The sequence below is a fragment of the Okibacterium sp. AC114 genome, assembly GCF_979253355.1.
In genome coordinates this window covers 1520491-1537391 of record NZ_CEEDBR010000001.1, presented here as the reverse complement: position 1 = coordinate 1537391, position 16901 = coordinate 1520491, and the positions used below count along the sequence as shown (strand labels likewise).

Sequence of the window (16901 nt, the reverse complement as noted above, 5' to 3'; positions counted from 1 at the left end):
GCGGTTGACGCTTAGTTCTTGCGAAGCTCGTCGAGGGTCTCTTGCGCCTCGTCGACGATCGTGTCGATGCGTTCTTTGAGCTCGGCTTCGCGTTCTTTATAGGCGTCGCCGATCGTCTCGGTGAACTCGCGGATGCGGGAGTCCACGTCTTCGAAGAAGTCGCGACCGCGTTGGCTCTTGTTGATCTCGTGGGCGACCACGAAACCGGCACCAACGCCCACGATCAGCCAGAAGACGTTCTTCATGCGTTTCTCCTCAGAGTCGACGATCAGGGACAGCCTGACAATCCTAGCCGGATGCTTCCCGCCCATCCCGTCGGCACAGGGACCCGGGAGAAAACAGTCGTTCTCGCCCTGTGGAGAACGATCCGCAGGCCGGATGCCATCGCCGGGAACGCCGAAGGGGGCCACGGACGAACCGTGACCCCCTTCGGGCTGAACTCTGTGTCGTACTAGCGCGCGGCGTAGTACTCGACGACGAGCTGAACTTCACACGTGACGGGAACTTCGGCACGCTTCGGGCGACGAACGAGTCGCGCCTGGAGCTTGTCGAGCTCGACCTCGAGGTAGCCCGGAACCTTGGGCAGAACCTCGGCGTGACCGCCGGCGGCTGCGACCTGGAAGGGCTCGAGGCCTTCGCTGCGTTCCTTGACGTGCACGAGCTGACCCGGCTTCACGCGGAACGACGGGCGGTCGACGAGCTGGCCGTCGACGAGGATGTGACGGTGCACGACGAGCTGGCGCGCCTGCGAGGTGGAGCGGGCGAAACCGGCGCGCAGGATGACGGCGTCGAGACGCATCTCGAGCAGCTCGACCAGGTTTTCACCGGTCAGGCCGTCGGCGCGACGAGCTTCCTGGAACGCGATCTTGAGCTGCTTTTCGCGAATGCCGTACTGGGCGCGCAGACGCTGCTTCTCGCGCAGACGAACGGCGTAGTCGGAGTCGGCCTTGCGCTTGGTGCGGCCGTGCTCACCGGGAGCGTAGGGACGCTTCTCGAGGTACTTCGCTGCCTTCGGGGTGAGGGCGATACCGAGCGACCGCGACAGGCGGGTCTTGCTGCGGGTACGTGACTTGGTAGACACGGTTTCCTTTCGTGGAATTCTGAAGAGTGGATGTCAGCGCCGCTCGGCTCTCACTCGCACACACCGAGGCGCATGCGAGGGATCGCTGAGGAGCGATGCAAAATCAGAGGGGTTGACCGGGCCGTTCGGCTACAGAACGTTTCCCATCGATCGCTGGTGTCGCGCAGCCGCACGCTCAACCGGATCTTTGGCCTCATAGATCGTAGCACGACGAACGCCCGTCGGCCCGGATGCCGCGGCCCCGCGTTTCGCTCGCGTCACTTCTCCCCGCGCACGATGCGCATGAGCTTTGCGAGGCGGGACGAGACGTCGCGCTCGTTGCCGTGATTGGTGGGTGTGTAGTACCGCACGTTGCGCAGCTCGTCGGGGAGGTACTGCTGCTCCGCGACGCCCAGGTCGGTGTCGTGCGGGTAACGATAGCCCTTGCCGTGTCCGAGACGTTTGGCACCGGCGTAATGAGCGTCACGCATGGGCTTCGGCACACGGCCGAACGCTCCTGCCCGGACATCCGCGATGGCTTTGTCGATGGCGAGGTAAGACGCGTTCGATTTCGCCGCGGTGGCGAGATAGACGACGGCTTGCGCGAGCGGGATGCGCCCCTCGGGCATTCCGATGAACTGGACAGCGTCGGCGGCGGCAACGGCGACACCGAGTGCGTTGGGGTCGGCCATTCCGATGTCTTCGGAAGCCGAGATGATGATGCGGCGAGCGATGAAGCGCGGGTCCTCCCCCGCTTCGATCATGCGCGCCAGATAGTGCAGCGCCGCGTCGACGTCGGAACCCCTGATCGATTTGATGAACGCACTGATGACGTCGTAGTGCTCGTCACCGTTGCGGTCGTAGCGCAGGAGCGCGCGATCGACGGCCGACGACACGATATCGGCGGTGATACGGGGCCGGGCCGGGCCGTCCGAGGCCGCAGAACTCCGGGACTCCGACTCTGCGTCGTCGTCTGATTCGTCGTCTTCGCCGGCGTAGCTTCCGTTCTCGTCGTTGCCGCGCTCGTTTGTGCCGCCCTCGTCGGTGCTGCTCGCGTCGGTGCTGCTCCGAGCCTTCTCGCTCGGCGCGTTCTCGGCGGCTTCGACCAGATCGGGCACCGCGTTGGCCAGCGAATCGGCGCTCACCGATGCCGCCTCGAGCGCCGTGAGCGCCCGGCGGGCATCGCCCGAAGCCAGACGGATGATCGTGTCCATGGCCTCGCCGGTGACCTCGAAGCGCCCACCCAAGCCGCGAGGGTCGTCGACCGCACGCTGCACGACGGTGCGCAGATCGTCGTCACTCAGCTGCTCGAGTGTGAGGAGAAGGGACCGCGAGAGAAGAGGAGAGATGACTGAGAACGAGGGGTTTTCCGTCGTTGCCGCAACCAGGATGACCCAGCCGTTCTCGACGCCGGGCAGAAGGGCGTCTTGCTGAGCCTTGGTGAAGCGGTGGATCTCATCGAGGAATAAGACGGTGGACAAGCCGTAGAGATCGCGGCTCGTCATGGCCTCTTCCATGACCTGCCGCACGTCTTTCACACCGGCCGTGACGGCCGACAGCTCGACGAAGCGGCGCCCCGAACTATGGGCGATCGACTGAGCGATCGTGGTTTTGCCCGTGCCAGGAGGACCCCACAGGATGACCGATGCTGAACCCTTGGCGCCCGAGGCATCCGTCGCCAGACTGACGAGAGGCGAACCGGGCTTCAGTAGATGACGCTGGCCCGCGACCTCGTCGAGGCTCTTCGGACGCATGCGCACCGCGAGAGGTACCGCCCCCGAGAACATGCCACTGCCCGCCAACGTGTGCCTCTCTCATGCCGGTCGCCTGTCGTGACGTCTGCCGTGCGGCAGGAAAGAGCCGCCTGTTCAGGCTAGCCGCAACCACCGACACTGCGGATGCGGGGGCACGCGGCATCCACTCGGCTCGTCGTTTGTCCGCCCAAAGCTTCGAACAATAGAGTTCTCCTGGCGACACCGGACCGTCGCCGTCCGCACGCCGATGCGACCCCGCCCTGCAGCACCGTCGAGGAGTACACGTGGCCCCCAACAAGAGCACCGACCGAGTGAGCCGAGAGTCGCGCGAACGTTTGCGCGGCTATGAGGCCCGGCAGACGGTGCACCGGCACAAGATCGCTCGTCGGCGACGCGACAACTGGATCGCCGCCATCGCCTTCGTCGTCGTGATCGCCGCCGTCACGGGCGCGCAGATCTTCTACTTCTCGGGCGGCCCGGGCACGCCCGCCGCCACGCCAACGGCCAGCGCCACGCCCACGCCGACGCCCGGCGCGACACCGTCCACCACCGAGAACACGGGCGATGTGCCCTCGGCCGACGTCTCCGAGAACCGCACGTGGGCCGGCACGATGACCATCAACGGCATTCCGCTCGGTATCGACCTCGACGGGGCAGCCGCACCCCAGGCCGTCGCCTCCTTCGTCACCCTCGTGCAGAACACGTTCTACGACGGTCTCACCTGCCACCGCCTGACGACGGGCGGCGCCGCCGTACTGCAGTGCGGAGACCCAGAGGGAACGGGCTCCGGCGGACCGGGCTGGTCCTTCGGTCCCGTCGAGAACGCGCCCGCCGACAACGTCTACCCCGCGGGAACGATCGCCATGGCCCGCCTCGGCGACAACGGTTACAGCAACGGCAGCCAGTTCTTCATCGTCTACGAAGACACCACCCTGCCGGCCGATGCCGCCGGCGGCTACACCGTGCTCGGACGAGTGACCTCGGGACTCGACACGCTCAACACCGACGTCACGAGCAAGGGCACGGCGGATGGCTCGGGCGACGGCACCCCGGCAGTGCCCACGACCATCGACTCGATCACCGTTCAATAACGTCCCGAGTCAATCCCCGCAAGATCGGCGTTCGTGCGGACTGCCGACGTAATAGGCTGGGACCAGTTTCCGGTCGCGCGCCATGCGCGACACCCGCAGCAAGGTGAGGCACGTGTCAACTACCGAACAGCAACCGTGGGGCCGCGTCGATGAGACCGGCACCGTATTCGTCCGCGAGGGCGACGAGTGGCGCACCGTGGGGCAATATCCCGACGGAACCCCCGAAGAGGCCCTGGCCTATTTCGAGCGCAAATTCACCGACCTGGCCGGTCAGGTCACATTGCTCGAGCAGCGGGTCAAGCGCGGCGCTCCCGCGGCTGACGTGCAGAAGGCGGCATCCCGCCTGAGCACCGCACTTGCCGAGCCCAACGCCGTCGGTGACATCGCCGCCCTGCGCGCCCGCGTAGCTGCACTGGACACCACGGTCGAGGCGCTCACCGAGCAGCAGAGTGAAGAAGCCAAAGCCGCCGTCGCCGAGGCGCTCGCCTACCGTGAGTCGATCGTTGTCGAGGCCGAATCACTCGCCGCCGGTGACCCTGCCAAGACGCAGTGGAAGCAGGCCACAGAGCAGATCACCGAGCTTTTCGCCCGCTGGCAGGCGCATCAGCAAGACGGCCCGAAGCTGCCGAAGGGTGACGCGAACGAGCTGTGGAAGCGGTTCCGCACCGCACGCTCGACCATCGAGGCCAACCGCCGGGCGTTCTTCGCCGAACTCGACAGCGTCCACCGCGACGCCAAGACCAAGAAGCAGAAGCTCATCGAGCGTGCCGAAGCCCTCGTGCCGCAGGGTGCCGATGGCGTGCACTCCTATCGCGGTCTGCTCGACGAGTGGAAGCTCGCGGGTCGAGCTGGCAAGCGCCACGACGACGCTCTCTGGGCGCGCTTCAAGGCTGCCGGCGACGCGATCTACGGTGCGAAGTCCGAGGTCGACGCACGCGACAACATCGAATACCAGGAGAACCTCGACCTGAAGTTGGCCCTGCTGACCGAGGCCGAGCCCATCCTCGAGATCAAGGACCGCGACAAGGCCCGCCAGGCGCTCACCGCTATCCAGCGCCGCTGGGACGAGATCGGCCGCGTGCCCCGCGACCAGGTCAAGCCCGTCGAAGAGCGCCTGCGCAAGGTCGAACAGCACGTGCGCGGCCTCGACGAGGAGTTCTGGGAGAAGAACAACCCCGAGCGCAAGGCCCGTTCCGAGGGGCTCGCCGGCCAGCTGAACGCAGCCATCGAGAAGCTCGAGGCCGAGCTCGAAGAGGCGAAAGCCTCGGGCGACTCGGCGAAGGTTGCCGAAGCCACAGAAGCGCTCGAAGCGCGCAAGGTGTGGTTGAACGCACTGGGTTAGACCCTGCGGTTTCGGCCCCTACGGGCTGAACCCCACCGCAACCACGAGCTCGCGTCACGGCATCCGGCCGGACGCGAGCTCGTTCGTTATGCCGCGGGCCGAGCGTCCCTCTCCACCGTTCCGGGATGGACGGGTTCTCCACAGAAGCCAGGGTGGGGCACCGTCAGCGGGCTCGCTCCGTCACACTGGTGACATGGCTTACGCGCTGCCCGCGACTCTCGGACCGGATGTCCTCCCCGGGCAAGAATTGCAGGCGCTCGTGCTCGACGGCGAATTGTGGCCGCTCGATCGCACCTTCCACCCCGTTGACGAACCCGACCGCCCAGGATTGCGGGCCGATGCCCTCTTCCGCGCATTCTTTTTCGACCTCTCGCGCCGACGTGGTTCGCAGCCGCAACAATCCGCCAGGAGGCGGATGGCGGCACCGCCAGCCGAGGTCCTACCGTTCGTCGCCGGCGGCCTCAGCGCGGCATGGGTCCACGGCGCGATCCTGGCCCCTCCACCCGTGCACGAGGTGTTTGCGCGAGCCCCCGCGCGCGTTCCCGTCCCACCGCTCGCCGACGACTGGTTGGTCGCGCAGGCGCACGTTCGTGAGGACGATGTGTGCCTCAGAGGCGGTTGGCCGGTCCTCACCGAGCTGGCCACGGGCGTGGCCATCGCCAAAACGCTGGTCGGCGCGGCCGACGCGGCACGGGCGCACGGACGACCTCGTCCGCGGGAGCGAGACGCCGGCGCCATTCGCACGGCTGCGCTCACGGCCATCCTCGTTCTCGCCGGGCTCGACACCGTCGACACCTACCTCACGGGAGCGCGGCCGAGGCGAGGAACGAGAGCGCACGAGGCGACCACGCTCATCGGCCGCGTTCTGAGCAATCTGACGAGCGACAAACTCTTCGCCGCCCAACGCGAGGCGGCTCGAGTCGCCGAGCGCGCAGACGACTGCGCCGAGACCGATGTCAGAGAGGTCTTCGCGTCGCCACAACCCGGTGTAGAGAACGTCTCCCACCGGGACGCGACCGAGGCCGCCCGGGACGCCGTCCGAACGCAACTCACGGAACAGAAACGGTCGACGACCTTGCACGATGCACGCATGGACACGCCAGAGGAAGCTCGCGAGAGCGCCTTCTGACGCGTCCTCGGGCGCTGCGAAACCTTTAGCCGGCGCTCACGCGGTAGACGTCGTAAACGGCCTCGATGCGTCGCACCGCGTTCAGCACTCGGTCGAGGTGGGTCGTGTCGCCCATCTCGAACACGAAGCGGCTGAGTGCCAGACGGTCGCTATTCGTCGAGACCGTGGCCGAGAGGATGTTCACGTGGTACTCGCTGAGCACGCGCGTGACATCGCTCAAGAGGCCCGCCCGATCGAGCGCCTCGACCTGGATCTGCACGAGGAACACGCTCTTCGAGGACGGCGCCCATTCGACCTCGATCATGCGCTCGGGTTCGTTGAGCAGCGACGCCACGTTGTGGCAATCGGCCTGGTGCACCGAAACGCCTGAACCGCGCGTCACGAAACCGACGATGTCGTCACCCGGAACGGGCGTGCAACACTTCGCCAACTTCACCAGGATGTCGGGGGCCCCGCGCACGAGCACACCGGAATCGCTGTGCGGCACCGGCCGCGTGCGACCACGCACCGGGAAGTCGATCTCGGTGTTCTCGCTCTCGGCGTCGCCCTGCAGCAGGGCGGCGACCTTTTCGAGCACCGACTGGGTCGAGATGTGCCCCTCGCCCACCGCGGCATACAGCGCTGACACGTCTTCGTAACGCATCTGCGCCGCCACTTCGGCGAACGAATCCTGGTTCATGAGCTTCTGCAGCGGAAGGTTCTGCTTGCGCATGGCGCGGGCGATCGCATCTTTGCCCTGCTCGATGGCCTCGTCGCGCCGCTCCTTGGTGAACCATTGGCGGATCTTGTTGCGGGCACGGGTGCTGCGCACGAAGTTCAGCCAGTCCTGGCTGGGGCCCGAGTCGGGGTTCTTCGATGTGAAGACCTCGACGACGTCGCCGCTGTTCAGCTCGGTCTCGAGCGGCACCAGGCGGCCGTTGACCTTCGAGCCCATCGTGCGGTGGCCGACCTCGGTGTGCACCGCATAGGCGAAGTCGACGGGCGTCGCGCCCGCGGGCAGGCCGATGACCCGACCCTTGGGGGTGAAGACGTAGACCTCTTTGGCGCCGATCTCGAACCTGAGCGAGTCGAGGAACTCCCCTGGGTCGGCCGTCTCAGCCTGCCAGTCGGAGATGTGGGCGAGCCACGCCATGTCGGTGTCATTCGACTTTGACGACACGGACGGCGTCTTCCCGTTGACGCGCTCCTTGTACTTCCAGTGCGCGGCCACACCGTACTCGGCGTGCTGGTGCATTTCGTGCGTGCGGATCTGGATCTCGACGGACTTGCCGCCCGGCCCGATCACCGTGGTGTGCAGGGACTGGTACAGGTTGAATTTGGGGGTCGCAATGTAGTCCTTGAAGCGGCCCGGAATGGGCGTCCAGCGCGCGTGAATGGCACCCAGCACGGCGTAGCAGTCGCGCACCGAGTTGACGAGCACGCGGATGCCGACCAGGTCGTAGATGTCGTCGAACTCGCGCCCGCGCACCACCATCTTCTGGTAGATCGAGTAGTACTGCTTGGGTCGCCCGACGACCTTGCCGCGGATCTTCTGCGATTTGAGGTCGTCGTTGACCGCGTCGATGACGTGCTGCACGAATTCTTCGCGCTGCGGGGTGCGCTGCCGCACGAGGCTCTCGATCTCGGCATAGATCTTGGGATAGAGCACCGCGAACGAGAGGTCTTCGAGTTCCCACTTGATGGTCTGGATGCCGAGTCGGTGCGCGAGCGGCGCATAGATCTCGAGCGTCTCGGTCGCCTTCTTGCTGGCTTTCTCCGGAGGGACGAAGCCCCAGGTGCGAGCGTTGTGCAGGCGGTCGGCGAGCTTGATGATCAGGACGCGGATGTCTTTCGACATGGCCACGATCATTTTGCGCACGGTTTCGGCCTGCGCGCTTTCGCCGTATTTCACCTTGTCGAGCTTGGTGACGCCGTCGACCAGCATGGCGACCTCGTCGCCGAACTCGGCCTGCAACTCGTCGAGACCGTAGTCGGTGTCTTCGACCGTGTCGTGCAACAGCGCGGCCGCGAGGGTCTTGGGCCCGATGCCGAGGTCGGCGAGGATCTGGGCGACCGCGAGCGGATGCGTGATGTAGGGCTCGCCGCTCTGGCGCTTCTGGCCGCTATGAGCGCGGTCGGCGACGGCGTAGGCACGTTCGAGGATCGTGAGATCGGCCTTGGGGTGGTGCAGGCGGGTGGTGCGCACGAGACGGTCGACGGCGCCCGCGGGTTGTGCCTTGGAGAAGATGCGCGGCACGAGGCGCCGCAGCGATGCGGTGGAGGACTGAACGGCCTCGGACATATTCGCTCCTCCTACGGAATGAGACAACGCTCCATTATCTCGCGAGATCGAGGGCACGAAGACCAGCGGCGGGCCCGGCATTCCCCTGTGCGCGAAAAGGGCCGCATCCCGAAGGATCCGGCCCTGCGGCTGCCGCACACCACCCCGAGGGGAGAGGTGCGGATGGCCGTCGCGTTTAGACGGTTTCTGTCGCCGGAACGGCCTCGCCCGAAGCGCCCGAGGCACCTGACACGCCGGACCGGTTCGCCTTCTCGCGAGCAGCCAACACGCGCGCATCGCGCTTCTTGATCGCCGGTTCGTTCTGACGGAACAGGGCGTAGAGCGGGGCTGCGACGAAGATCGTCGAGTAGGTGGCGACCAGGATGCCGATCAGCAGCGACAGCGAGATGTCGCGCAGAGTCTCGGCGCCGAGCACGAAGTCACCGATCACGAGGATGGCGGCGACGGGAAGGGCCGCGACCACCGACGTGTTGATCGAACGCACGAGGGTCTGGTTGACGGCGAGGTTGACGGATTCGGCGAAGGTGCGAGACGCGTTCTCCCCGTCATCCGTCGTGTTCTCTCGGATCTTGTCGAAGACCACCACCGTGTCGTAGAGCGAATAGCCCAGGATGGTGAGGAATCCGATCACCGCGGCGGGCGTGATCTCGAAGCCGCTGGCCGCGTAGACGCCGAGCGTGATGATGAGCACGTCGAGCAGGGCGAGCATGGCGGCCGCGGACATCTTCCAGGTGCGGAAGTAGAGGGCCATGATCACGAACGCGAGCGCGAGGAACGCGAAGAGTCCGAGCAGGGCCTGACGCGTGACATCCGCACCCCATGAGGCGCCGATGAACGATGTGCTGACTTCGGAGGCGTCGACCTTGTAGGCCGTGGCCAGGGAGTCTTGCACCTCTTTGGTCTCGCCGGCGGTCATCTGGTCGGTCTGCACGCGGACCGCGCTGTCGCCGACGGTCGTCACACGGACGACGGCGTCTGGCACGACCGACGCGACCGCGTCTTGCGCCACGGTCTGATCGGTGGTCGACACGTTGGCGATCTGGAACTGCGATCCGCCGCTGAACTCGATGCCGAAGTTGAAGCCGCCCTTCACGATGGGGACGAGGATCGACAACACGACGAGGGCGATGGCGACGCTGAACGACACCTTGCGCTTGCCGACGAAGTTGATCGACTTCTTACCCGTGTAGAGGTCGTTGCCGAAGCTGGTCAAGCTGGCCATCAGGCGTCCTTCTTCTTGCTCGTGGTGGCGGCGTCATCGGAGCGAGTGGGTGCGCCCGCCGATACCGACTCACGCTCCTGCTCGGCCCGCTTGCGCTCGGCGATGGTCTGGCGACGCTCGGCCTCGCGACTCGACTTGGCCACCTTGGAACCGGGGACATCGGTGGGCGTGCGGAACTGCGCGCGGCCGCGGTAGACGGCACCGAGGGCGTTCGGGTCGAGCCCCGACAGCTTGTGCCCGCTCGAGAAGAATCGCGTCTGAGCGAGCAGCTGCAGCATGGGGTGCGTGAAGAGGATGACGACCAGGATGTCGATGATCGTGGTGAGTCCCAGCGTGAACGCGAATCCGCGCACGTTGCCGACCGCCAGCACGTAGAGCACGACGGCGGCGAGCACGTTGACACCCTTGGACGCGTAGATCGTGCGCTTGGCACGACGCCAGCCCGCCTCGACCGCGGATTCGAGGCCGCGGCCATCGCGCAACTCGTCGCGGATGCGTTCGAAGTAGACGATGAACGAGTCGGCGGTGAAACCGATGGCCACGATCAGACCCGCGACGCCGGCGAGCGACAGGCGGTAGCCCTCGCTCCACGACAGCAGGGCGATCGACAGGTAGGTCAGGATGCCCGCCACGATGAGCGACGCGATCGTGACGAAGCCGAGCAGACGGTATTGGAAGAGCGTGTAGATCACGACGAGGATCAGACCGATGAGACCGGCGATGAGGCCGATCGTCAGCTGCGACGAACCCAGGGTGGCCGAGATGGTGTCGGATGACTGCACCGTGAAGCTGATGGGCAGTGCGCCGTACTTCAGCTGGTCGGCGAGCGTCTTGGACGTCTCCTGCGTGAAGCTTCCCGTGATGCTGGGCTTGCCGTCGGTGATCAGACCGTTCATCGACGGGGCGGAGAGCACCTTGCCGTCGAGCACGAACGCGAACTGGTTGAGCGGCGCCTGCGCGCCGTAGAGGCGCTGGCTGATCTGGGCGAAGACGTCGCTGCCCTTGCCGTCGAGCGTGATGTTGACGGCCCACTGGCCGGTCGATCCGCCGGACTGCGTGGTCTGCAGGCCGTTGGTCGCGTCGGTGATGGCCGAACCATCCAGCTCGACCGGGCCGAGGATGTACTTGGCCGAGCCGGCGTCATCACACGTGATGAGCGGCTGATCGGCCGGGGCCTGCTCCTCGTCGCTCGGCGGGTTGGCGCAGTCGTACGCCTGGAACTCCGCCTGCAGGGCCGGGGTCACGTAAGCGAGGTCGCTGCCGTTCGTCGGGGCGGCCGTCGGCGTGGAGACAAGACCAGGATCGGGCGACGGGAACGGTGTCGATTGGCCGTCATCCCCCACGAACGTGTTGGCCGGCGCACCGGCGACGAGCACGGGGCGGAACTCGAGCTTGGCGCTCGACTGGATGCGGTTGCGCGTCTCTTCGTCGGCTTCGCCCGGGATCGACACGACGATGTTCTGACCGCCCTCGGTGTTCACCTCGGCTTCGGAAACACCCGAGGCATCGACACGCTGGCGGATGATCGAGACCGCCTGTGTCAACTGCTCAGGTGTGATCTGTTCGCCGTTCTGCGACTGCGGCGCCAGGATGATCTGCGTTCCACCTTGCAGGTCGAGCGCGAGTTTGGGCATCCACGAGGCGTTCGACCAGATGACACCGCTGGCGAGGACGCCAAACAGAACCAGGACGATGACACCCAACCACGAGAGGGAACGCCATGCTTTGCGCACGGGCGTCGATCTGGACTTAGCCAACGATTTACTCAGCTTTCTTAGGCGTCCGGCCCTTTCGGGGCCGGACGGGGCAATTCCAGTATGTTATTCGTCGATCTTCTTGTTGCGCGAATCGTTGGTGGTGCGCTCGGTTCCGTCGACGCGCTCACCGAACTCGGGGTTCTCGGCGTAGGTCGCGTGGTCGGCGTTGAGCTCGGGGCCAGCGATCGTGTCGGTGGCGTCGTCGGCGGGCACGATGACCTCGTCGGTGATGACGCGTGCGATGGTCTGGCGGTGCACGGTGACGACGTTGCCGGGGCTCGTCTCGAGCTGCACCTTGTTGTCGCCCTCGTCGATGGCGAGGATCGTGCCGTAGAGACCGAAGTTAGTCATCACCTCGGCACCAGGGACAACTTGGGACTGCAGGCTTTCCATGTCGCGCTTGCGCTTCTGCCCGTTGCGGAACATGAAGAAGATGAGCACGGCCAGAATGGCGAGCATTCCGATAGTCAGCGGATCAAATGCCATGAGAGACGAACCTTTCGCGGCGCTTTTGCCGCATGTTTTGGGGTAACCGGCCAGGGGGCCAGCTTGAATTATAGGACACCGGGCAGGAAGGCTCCCTGGGAGGGCTCGATTCCGAAGTGTTTCCAGGCTTGCGGGGTCGCGACCCGTCCGCGCGGTGTGCGCGTGATGAGTCCGATGCGCACGAGGAACGGTTCGACCACGCTCTCGATGGTCTCGGATTCCTCTCCCACCGACACGGCGAGCGTGTTGAGACCCACCGGTCCCCCGTCGAAACGCTCGAGCAGGATCTGCATGACGGCCCGGTCGAGGCGGTCGAGCCCGAGGGGGTCGACGTCGTAGAGCTCGAGGGCCGCGCGCACGGCATCGGCGTCGGCATCCCGACCGTGCACGAGGGCGAAGTCGCGCACACGGCGCAGCAGACGGTTGGCGATACGGGGCGTTCCGCGGCAGCGGCCCGCGATCTCGGCTAGGCCCTCGCGGTCGAGATCGAAGTGCAGCAGGCGGGCCGCGCGCGCCAAGACCTCGCGCAGCTCATCTTCTTCATAGAACTCGAGGTGCGCCGTGAAGCCGAAGCGGTCGCGCAGCGGGTTGGGCAACAAACCCGCACGGGTCGTCGCACCGACGAGCGTGAACGGCGCCAGCTCGAGGGGAACGGATGTGGCACCCGCACCCTTACCGACCATGATGTCGATGCGGAAGTCTTCCATCGCCAGGTAGAGCATCTCTTCGGCCGAGCGCGCCATGCGGTGGATCTCGTCGATAAAGAGCACTTCACCCGGCACGAGCGACGACAACACGGCCGCCAGGTCACCCGAGTGCTGAATGGCGGGACCGCTCGACATGCGCAGCGGGCGCCCCGATTCGTGCGCCACGATCATGGCGAGCGTCGTCTTGCCAAGCCCCGGAGGACCCGCGAGCAGGATGTGGTCGGGCGTGCGTCCCTGCATCGACGCGGCGGTCAACAGCAGCTGCAGTTGACCGCGCACCTTCGTCTGCCCGACGAATTCGGCCAGCGATTCGGGCCGGAGCGCTCCCTCGAACGCGAGCTCGGCATCCGATTCGAGGTCGGGACGCGTGAGGTCGTCTGACATCAGCGGGCCCTCCCGGCGGCGCTACTCGCGGCGGGACCGAGTTGGGCCAGCGCCAGGCGCAGCAGGGCGGGCACCGAGGAGACATCCGCTTCGGGGTTGTTCGCGACGGCGTCTTCCACGGCGCGTTGAGCGATCTTCTCCGACCATCCCAAGCCGATGAGAGCCACGAGCACGCTCTCGTCGACGGGTTGGGCAGCAACGGCGCGCGACGATGAGGCCGACGACGTGGATGCCGTGATGCGCAGCTTGCCCGTCAATGCCACGACGATGAGTTTGGCGGTTTTGGGCCCGATGCCCGACACCTTGCGGAACACGGCGTCGTCTTCGCTCGAGACGGCGCGGGCCACCTGATCGGGCGTGAGCACGGCCAGCACACCGAGCGCCGACTTGGGGCCGACGCCCGTGACGCTCGTCAGCAGCTCGAACACGGCGAGCTGCTCGGCGGTCTCGAAGCCGAAGAGGGAGAGGGAGTCTTCGCGCACGATGAGCGTGGTGTGCACGAACGCCTCTGATCCGGTGCGCATCGAGAGCGCGTGCTCGGGGGTGACCTGGATCGACAGACCCACCCCGCCGACCTCGATGACGGCCGTCGAACCCAGGGCGCTCAGAACTGTTCCACGTACCGAAGAAATCACTCTGTCAGCCTAGGCGACGCCCCCGACGTTCCCCCGGAGCGTTCGGCGGCGCGCCATGCCCGTTGCGCCGGCGTGAGCCCGGCCGAGCGGGTGCCCGCCGATGCCTGCGCCTTCGCCATGCGGGTCGATACTCCCCCGCCGGCGGCCGCGGCCTGTTTCTGCAGCGACACGTTGCCGCGCCACGCGTGGCAGATTGCCAGCGCCAAGGCGTCGGCGGCGTCGGCGGGTTGCGGCAGTTCGGCGAGGCCGAGGATGCGCGCGACCATGGTCTGCACCTGCTTCTTCTCGGCCGAGCCGTAGCCCGTGATCGAGGCCTTGACCTCGCTCGGCGTGTGCATGCCGACCGGGATGCTGCGGCGCGCGGCCGCGTGCAGTGCGAGTCCCGACACCTGCGCCGTCCCCATGACGGAACGCAGGTTGTGCTGGGCGAACACGCGCTCGACGGCGACCGCGGCGGGACCGAACTCGTCGATCGCTTGGTCGATGCCCTGCGCGATCGTCAGGAGGCGCTCCTCGATGGGCGCATCGGGCGACGACCGGATGACGCTGTAGTGCACAAGCGACGCGGTGCGCGTGCGCTCAACATCGACCACACCCACACCACAACGGGTGAGGCCGGGGTCGATGCCGAGCACGCGCATCGTCACGCTCGACTACTCGTCGTCGTCAGCGTGCAGCTCGGCTTCGACCTCGGGGCTGAGGTCGAGGTTGGTGTAGATGTTCTGCACGTCGTCGCTGTCTTCCAGCCCGTCGATGAGCTTGAACACGCGGCGGGCGGTGTCGGCGTCGACCTCGACCTTGAGGTTCGGGACGAAGGCCACGTCGGCGGAGTCGTAATCGATGCCCGACTCCTGCAGCGCCTGACGCGTCGAGACAAGGTCGGACGCCTCGGTGAAGACCTCGAACGTGTCGCCCTCGTTGGTGACCTCTTCGGCGCCGGCTTCGAGCACGGCGGCGAGGATGTCGTCCTCGGTCGTGTTCTCGGCGGGAACGACGATGACGCCCTTGCGGCTGAAGTTGTAGGCGACGCTGCCGGGGTCGGCCATGGTGCCGCCGTTGCGCGTCATGGCGGTGCGGACATCGGCCGCGGCGCGGTTCTTGTTGTCGGTGAGGCACTCGATCAGCAGCGCGACGCCGTTGGGGCCGTAGCCCTCGTACATGATCGTCGTGTAGTCGATCACTTCGCCCGTGAGACCGGCGCCGCGCTTGATGGCGCGGTCGATGTTGTCGTTGGGGACCGACGTCTTCTTCGCCTTCTGCACGGCGTCGACGAGCGTCGGGTTTCCTGACATGTCGGCGCCACCGATCTTGGCGGCGACCTCGATGTTCTTGATGAGCTTGGCGAACGATTTCGCACGTCGCTGGTCGATGACCGCTTTCTTGTGCTTGGTCGTCGCCCATTTGGAGTGGCCGGACATATGCTCCCTTACTGCCGTGAAATCCCGTCTATTCTATGGCCCGACGGGATGTCCGGGGCCCGCGCACCGCCGAAGTGCGCCGCGCTGGCGCTCAGGCCCGCACGCGACCGGCGATCTTGTCGAGGAAGTAGCGGTGGAACCGCGTGTCGCCCGTGACCTCCGGGTGGAACGATGTGCCCATGACCGAACCCTGTTCGACGGCGACGATGCGCCCGTCGGGGACGTGCGCGAGCACGTCGACGTCGTCGCCAACGGCATCCACGACGGGTGCGCGGATGAAGACGGCGTGCACGGGCGGATCGCCCAGCGCCGGAACATCGAGGTCGGTTTCGAACGAGTCGGTCTGCGTGCCGAAGGCGTTGCGCCGCACCGTGATGTCGAGGCCCCCGAGGGTCTGCTGCCCGGAGATGCCGTCGACGATGCGGTCGGCGAGCATGATCAAACCGGCGCAGGTGCCGTAGGTAGGCAGACCGCCGCGGATGGCCTCACGCAGGGGTTCGGCCACCTCGAACGTGCGCGACAGCTTGTCCATGACGCTCGACTCGCCGCCGGGAATGACGAGCCCGTCGATCTCGGACAGCTCGCTGGCACGCCGAACGGGCACGGCGGTTGCGCCGAGCCCGTTCAGAACCGCGAGGTGTTCGCGAAAATCGCCCTGGAGTGCCAGGACCCCGATGCGGGGCGTCGCGCTACCAGCCACGCTCGGCGAGACGGTGCGGGGCGGCGAGGTCGGCGACGTTGATGCCGACCATGGCTTCTCCCAGACCGCGCGACGCTTCGGCGATGACCTTGGCGTCGTCGTAGAACGTGGTGGCCTTGACGATCGCGGCGGCACGCTTGGCCGGGTCGCCCGACTTGAAGATGCCTGAGCCGACGAACACGCCGTCGGCGCCCAGCTGCATCATGAGTGCTGCATCGGCCGGGGTGGCCACGCCACCCGCGGTGAAGAGCACGACGGGGAGCTTGCCGGTCTGCGCGATCTCGGCGACGAGTTCGTAGGGCGCCTGCAGCTCTTTCGCGGCGACGTAGATCTCGTCCTTGGTCAGCGCCGACAAAGCGCGGATCTCGGCCTTGATGGTGCGGATGTGCTTGGTGGCCTCGGAGACGTCGCCCGTGCCAGCCTCACCCTTGGAGCGGATCATGGCCGCGCCCTCGTTGATGCGACGCAGGGCTTCGCCCAGGTTGGTGGCACCGCAGACGAACGGGATGCCGAAGCCCCACTTGTCGATGTGGTTCACGTAGTCGGCCGGACTCAGCACCTCGGACTCGTCGATGTAGTCGACGTTGAGTGCTTCGAGAACCTGGGCCTCGACGAAGTGGCCGATGCGCGCCTTGGCCATGACGGGGATGGAAACCGTGGCCTGGATCTGTTCGATGAGGTCGGGGTCGCTCATGCGGGCGACGCCGCCCTGGGCGCGGATGTCGGCGGGGACCCGCTCGAGGGCCATGACGGCCACGGCGCCGGCATCTTCGGCGATGCGCGCCTGTTCCGCCGTGACGACGTCCATGATCACACCGCCCTTGAGCATCTCTGCAAGGCCGCGCTTCACGCGGTTGGAGCCGAATTCGCCGTTCGTGGTGCTGTCAGTCATAGTCTCAGATTCTACTCGTGATTGATGATGAGGACGCGGCCGG

General features: G+C 66.4%; 16 protein-coding genes. 3 read left to right on the top strand and 13 right to left on the bottom strand.

What is annotated here, in order from left to right; genetic code table 11:
- Positions 1-11 precede the first annotated feature (11 nt).
- The 3 genes from ACZ6IE_RS07330 to ACZ6IE_RS07320 all read right to left on the bottom strand — a co-directional run bounded on the left by ACZ6IE_RS07330 (position 12) and on the right by ACZ6IE_RS07320 (position 2814).
- The gene (locus ACZ6IE_RS07330) at positions 12-245 is read right to left on the bottom strand and encodes a hypothetical protein (RefSeq protein ID WP_077053234.1); all 234 of its coding nucleotides are present in this window, start codon (positions 243-245) and stop codon (positions 12-14) included.
- A gap of 206 nt (positions 246-451) precedes the next feature.
- Positions 452-1081 (bottom strand): 30S ribosomal protein S4, encoded by a 630-nt coding sequence (gene rpsD / locus ACZ6IE_RS07325; protein WP_077053235.1) that lies wholly within the window; start codon positions 1079-1081, stop codon positions 452-454.
- Positions 1082-1338: 257 nt separating this feature from the next.
- The gene (locus ACZ6IE_RS07320) at positions 1339-2814 is read right to left on the bottom strand and encodes a replication-associated recombination protein A (protein ID WP_464607390.1); all 1476 of its coding nucleotides are present in this window, start codon (positions 2812-2814) and stop codon (positions 1339-1341) included.
- Positions 2815-3098: 284 nt separating this feature from the next.
- Here ACZ6IE_RS07320 and ACZ6IE_RS07315 point away from each other — a divergent pair, with 284 nt between their 5' ends.
- The 3 genes from ACZ6IE_RS07315 (at position 3099) to ACZ6IE_RS07305 (ending at position 6376) form a co-directional block, all read left to right on the top strand.
- On the top strand, positions 3099-3905 hold the full coding sequence (locus ACZ6IE_RS07315; protein WP_464607389.1) for a peptidylprolyl isomerase: 807 nt from the start codon (positions 3099-3101) through the stop codon (positions 3903-3905).
- A gap of 82 nt (positions 3906-3987) precedes the next feature.
- Positions 3988-5247 (top strand): DUF349 domain-containing protein, encoded by a 1260-nt coding sequence (locus ACZ6IE_RS07310; RefSeq protein ID WP_464607388.1) that lies wholly within the window; start codon positions 3988-3990, stop codon positions 5245-5247.
- A gap of 193 nt (positions 5248-5440) precedes the next feature.
- A complete protein-coding gene (locus ACZ6IE_RS07305) occupies positions 5441-6376 on the top strand; it encodes a hypothetical protein (protein WP_464607387.1) in 936 nt (311 codons plus the stop codon).
- A 25-nt stretch (positions 6377-6401) separates the two neighbouring features.
- Here the strand turns inward: ACZ6IE_RS07305 and ACZ6IE_RS07300 are convergent, their stop codons facing one another.
- The 10 genes from ACZ6IE_RS07300 to pdxS form a co-directional block, all read right to left on the bottom strand.
- Entirely contained in the window at positions 6402-8657 is a 2256-nt protein-coding gene (locus ACZ6IE_RS07300) for a RelA/SpoT family protein (protein ID WP_464607386.1), read from the bottom strand.
- Between the two features lie 175 nt (positions 8658-8832).
- On the bottom strand, positions 8833-9879 hold the full coding sequence (secF, locus tag ACZ6IE_RS07295) for a protein translocase subunit SecF (protein WP_464607385.1): 1047 nt from the start codon (positions 9877-9879) through the stop codon (positions 8833-8835).
- Positions 9879-11636, bottom strand: a complete 1758-nt coding sequence (gene secD, locus ACZ6IE_RS07290; RefSeq protein ID WP_464607384.1) for a protein translocase subunit SecD — start codon at positions 11634-11636, stop codon at positions 9879-9881. The genes secF and secD overlap by 1 nt, the downstream gene beginning before the upstream one ends.
- A 63-nt stretch (positions 11637-11699) precedes the next feature.
- A complete protein-coding gene (gene yajC / locus ACZ6IE_RS07285; RefSeq protein WP_464607383.1) occupies positions 11700-12122 on the bottom strand; it encodes a preprotein translocase subunit YajC in 423 nt (140 codons plus the stop codon).
- A 68-nt stretch (positions 12123-12190) separates the two neighbouring features.
- A complete protein-coding gene (gene ruvB / locus ACZ6IE_RS07280; RefSeq protein ID WP_464607382.1) occupies positions 12191-13213 on the bottom strand; it encodes a Holliday junction branch migration DNA helicase RuvB in 1023 nt (340 codons plus the stop codon).
- Positions 13213-13848, bottom strand: a complete 636-nt coding sequence (ruvA, locus tag ACZ6IE_RS07275) for a Holliday junction branch migration protein RuvA (RefSeq protein ID WP_464607381.1) — start codon at positions 13846-13848, stop codon at positions 13213-13215. The genes ruvB and ruvA overlap by 1 nt, the downstream gene beginning before the upstream one ends.
- Positions 13845-14489: a crossover junction endodeoxyribonuclease RuvC gene (gene ruvC, locus ACZ6IE_RS07270; protein WP_200811526.1), complete on the bottom strand. Its 645-nt coding sequence runs from the start codon at positions 14487-14489 to the stop codon at positions 13845-13847. Before ruvC ends, ruvA begins: the two co-directional genes overlap by 4 nt.
- A gap of 12 nt (positions 14490-14501) precedes the next feature.
- On the bottom strand, positions 14502-15266 hold the full coding sequence (locus ACZ6IE_RS07265; protein WP_077053245.1) for a YebC/PmpR family DNA-binding transcriptional regulator: 765 nt from the start codon (positions 15264-15266) through the stop codon (positions 14502-14504).
- Between the two features lie 91 nt (positions 15267-15357).
- Positions 15358-15966 (bottom strand): pyridoxal 5'-phosphate synthase glutaminase subunit PdxT, encoded by a 609-nt coding sequence (pdxT, locus tag ACZ6IE_RS07260; protein WP_464607380.1) that lies wholly within the window; start codon positions 15964-15966, stop codon positions 15358-15360.
- Positions 15956-16858 (bottom strand): pyridoxal 5'-phosphate synthase lyase subunit PdxS, encoded by a 903-nt coding sequence (gene pdxS, locus ACZ6IE_RS07255; RefSeq protein ID WP_464607379.1) that lies wholly within the window; start codon positions 16856-16858, stop codon positions 15956-15958. Before pdxS ends, pdxT begins: the two co-directional genes overlap by 11 nt.
- Positions 16859-16901: the final 43 nt, after the last annotated feature.

Bases quoted from the DNA above. Each gene is read 5' to 3' on its own strand.
- ACZ6IE_RS07330 (WP_077053234.1), bottom strand. From the start codon at position 245: ATGAAGAACGTCTTCTGGCTGATCGTGGGCGTTGGTGCCGGTTTCGTG.
- ACZ6IE_RS07320 (WP_464607390.1), bottom strand. From the start codon at position 2,814: ATGCGTCCGAAGAGCCTCGACGAGGTCGCGGGCCAGCGTCATCTACTG.
- ACZ6IE_RS07310 (WP_464607388.1), top strand. From the start codon at position 3,988: ATGCGCGACACCCGCAGCAAGGTGAGGCACGTGTCAACTACCGAACAG.
- ACZ6IE_RS07305 (WP_464607387.1), top strand. From the start codon at position 5,441: ATGGCTTACGCGCTGCCCGCGACTCTCGGACCGGATGTCCTCCCCGGG.
- ACZ6IE_RS07300 (WP_464607386.1), bottom strand. From the start codon at position 8,657: ATGTCCGAGGCCGTTCAGTCCTCCACCGCATCGCTGCGGCGCCTCGTG.
- secF (WP_464607385.1), bottom strand. From the start codon at position 9,879: ATGGCCAGCTTGACCAGCTTCGGCAACGACCTCTACACGGGTAAGAAG.
- yajC (WP_464607383.1), bottom strand. From the start codon at position 12,122: ATGGCATTTGATCCGCTGACTATCGGAATGCTCGCCATTCTGGCCGTG.
- ruvB (WP_464607382.1), bottom strand. From the start codon at position 13,213: ATGTCAGACGACCTCACGCGTCCCGACCTCGAATCGGATGCCGAGCTC.
- ruvC (WP_200811526.1), bottom strand. From the start codon at position 14,489: ATGCGCGTGCTCGGCATCGACCCCGGCCTCACCCGTTGTGGTGTGGGT.
- ACZ6IE_RS07265 (WP_077053245.1), bottom strand. From the start codon at position 15,266: ATGTCCGGCCACTCCAAATGGGCGACGACCAAGCACAAGAAAGCGGTC.
- pdxS (WP_464607379.1), bottom strand. From the start codon at position 16,858: ATGACTGACAGCACCACGAACGGCGAATTCGGCTCCAACCGCGTGAAG.